At 69.2% G+C, this 2,293-nt stretch carries 4 protein-coding genes; 2 read left to right on the forward strand and 2 right to left on the reverse strand.

Annotated elements, in window-relative coordinates:
- Positions 1–69 precede the first annotated feature (69 nt).
- On the reverse strand, positions 70–621 hold the full coding sequence (gene secB / locus VGD93_RS06430; RefSeq protein ID WP_395010355.1) for a protein-export chaperone SecB: 552 nt from the start codon (positions 619–621) through the stop codon (positions 70–72).
- 84 nt (positions 622–705) lie between these two features.
- Positions 706–1,158 (reverse strand): FxsA family protein, encoded by a 453-nt coding sequence (locus VGD93_RS06435; RefSeq protein WP_395010357.1) that lies wholly within the window; start codon positions 1,156–1,158, stop codon positions 706–708.
- A gap of 157 nt (positions 1,159–1,315) precedes the next feature.
- Between VGD93_RS06435 and VGD93_RS06440 the strand changes: the two genes are divergently transcribed.
- Both VGD93_RS06440 and VGD93_RS06445 read left to right on the forward strand, forming a co-directional pair.
- Positions 1,316–2,032: a Tim44/TimA family putative adaptor protein gene (locus VGD93_RS06440; protein ID WP_395010359.1), complete on the forward strand. Its 717-nt coding sequence runs from the start codon at positions 1,316–1,318 to the stop codon at positions 2,030–2,032.
- 25 nt (positions 2,033–2,057) lie between these two features.
- Positions 2,058–2,293: hypothetical protein (locus tag VGD93_RS06445; protein ID WP_395010361.1), on the forward strand; the 236-nt coding region annotated here is incomplete at its 3' end.

Consider the following 2,293-nt stretch of genomic DNA (forward strand, 5'->3'; position numbering starts at 1 on the left):
GCGACTGGTCGCCGCGCTCGGCGCCGAAGCGGTGTGGGTCGCCTATCTCGAGCCGGCCGAAGCCGTCGCCTAGTTGGGCTTTTCGCCGTCCGGGGCGGACGCTGCCGGGGCCTCCGGTTTGTCGCCGGCCCCGGCCGCCTGCTGGCGCTGGGCCTGCAGGGCGCGCAGGTTCTGGATGTAGAGGGCCTGGAAATCCACCGGTTCCATCATCAGCGGCGGGAAGCCGCCCTGCTGCACGACATTGGCCAGCACCTGGCGCGCGAACGGGAAGATCAGGCGCGGGCATTCGACCATCAGCAGCGGCGCCAGCTGGTCTTCCGGGATGTTGCGGACGCGGAACACCCCGCCGAAGATCAGCTCGACGTTGAACAGCACGGCCTTGTCGCGGTCGGCCTTGGCGTTGAGCGCCAGTTCCACCGCATAGACATCGTCGGCCTGCTTCTTGACGGCGACGTTGATGTTGACGGAAAAGGTTGGCTGCCCCGCGCCGGCAAGGATCGAGGCCGGGGCCCCCGGGTTCTCGAAGCTGAGATCGCGGATGTACTGGCCGATGAGGTTGAAGCTGGAGCCGGTGCCGGTAGCGGCGCCCGAATTGCCTGCGCCCGCGGTTTCGTCAGCCATTGCTCGAGTCCTTGCTGCTAGGTTGCGGCAGGCTGGCTAGCACCTTGCCGGGGCCCTGACAAGCGCGGGAGGCGCCCGCACGGGCTAGTGCCGACGCCAGTCGCCGTCATCAAGATCGATGGTGCCGCTGTCCTGCACGCGCGGATCGGCGTGCCAGCCGGGTGCCGTCGGGGCCACGGCAACGACGCGCAACCGCCGCTTCAGGGCGGCGTAGACGAGGCTGCGCACCGGCGGCAGGAGCAGCAGCAGGCCCATTGCATCGGTGAAATAGCCCGGGGTGAGCAGCAGCAGCGCCGCCAGCGTCACCATCATGGCGTCGGCGAGGGCCCGCGCGGGCAACGTTCCGCGGTTGAGGCTGTCCTGCATCTGCGTCCACAGCGCCAGGCCCTGGACGCGCAGCAACAGGGCGCCGGCCAGCGCCGTGACGACCACGCCCAGGAGCGTCGGCCACAGGCCGATAGCGCGACCGATGACGACGAACAGCGCGATCTCGATCAGCGGCACGGCCAGAAATAGTGCAAGTAGCAGGCGTCCCACCGCAGGTCCTCTCGCTTCCCCATCGGGGCCGGACTTTTTCTCGCCCAATCGTGAACTGGTTTCGAGGTAAAGCTTTCCCTATATATAGGTCGACCGCGGCGCGCTGCCATATGCTTTCCCCCCCGGGGTGACCTCCTCCAACCGGTACGCAGGACAAATGGACGACTTTTTCGACCTCCCCACCCTCATCGTCATCGGCCTGGCGATCGTCATCCTGTTCCGGCTGCGCTCGGTCCTGGGCACCCGCACTGGCACCGAGCGCTCGCCGCTCGAGCGGCGCGAGGCGGCCAAGGCCGCCGCCAAGAACGGCGACGATACGGTGGTGCCGATGCGGCCGCGTCCGGTCGAACCGGCCGGCGACGCCGAGCGGCAGGCCCGGCGCCTCGCCAGCGAGATCGAGCAATATGCGCGTGGCGACGACAAGGTCGCCGCCGGCCTCGCCGCCATCGCCGAGGCCGATCCCGGCTTCGGTCCCAAGTCCTTCCTCGAAGGCGCCAAGTCGGCCTACGAGATGATCGTCACCGCCTTTGCCCAGGGCGACCGCAAGACGCTGAGGAACCTGCTCGAAAAGGACGTCTATGACGGCTTCGAGAAGGCCATCGCCGAGCGCGAGGCCGCCGGCCACAAGGTCGACTTCACCTTTGTCGGCCTGCCGCGCATCGAGATTTCCGAGGCGGAACTCGACAAGCGCAACGCCCTCGTCACCATCCGCTTCTTCGCCGAGGTCGTCTCCGCTACCCGCGACCGCGACGGCACCCTGATCGAAGGCAATGCCGACCAGGTGACCAACATCGCCGACGAGTGGACCTTCGCCCGCAATCCCAAGTCGCGCGATCCGAACTGGAAGCTCGTCGCCACCAGCCAGCTCGACTGACCCGGCCGGCAGCGCGGGTGCCCCCATGGCCAGACGCAAACCCGGGCCACTCCTGCCGGACTGGCACCTGTGGGCCGAGGTGACGCGGACCGTCTCCCCGCTCCGCGCCGACCGGCCGAAACCGCTGATGGAGATGGCGGAGGGCCCGCTGCCGCTGCCGGCGGCGGTGCCGGGCGGCGTGCCGAAGCAGCGCGTCGCCACCGCGCCCTCGTATCGTCCGGACGGCCGGCCCGGGCTGGCGCGGCGCAGCCACGGCATCGA

The organism is Devosia sp. (assembly GCF_036406155.1).
In the GTDB taxonomy this organism is placed as follows: Bacteria; Pseudomonadota; Alphaproteobacteria; order Rhizobiales; family Devosiaceae; genus Devosia_A.

Excerpts from the sequence above, each read along its gene's own strand:
- VGD93_RS06440 (WP_395010359.1), top strand. The coding sequence starts at position 1,316 with ATGGACGACTTTTTCGACCTCCCCACCCTCATCGTCATCGGCCTGGCG.
- secB (WP_395010355.1), bottom strand. The coding sequence starts at position 621 with ATGGCTGACGAAACCGCGGGCGCAGGCAATTCGGGCGCCGCTACCGGC.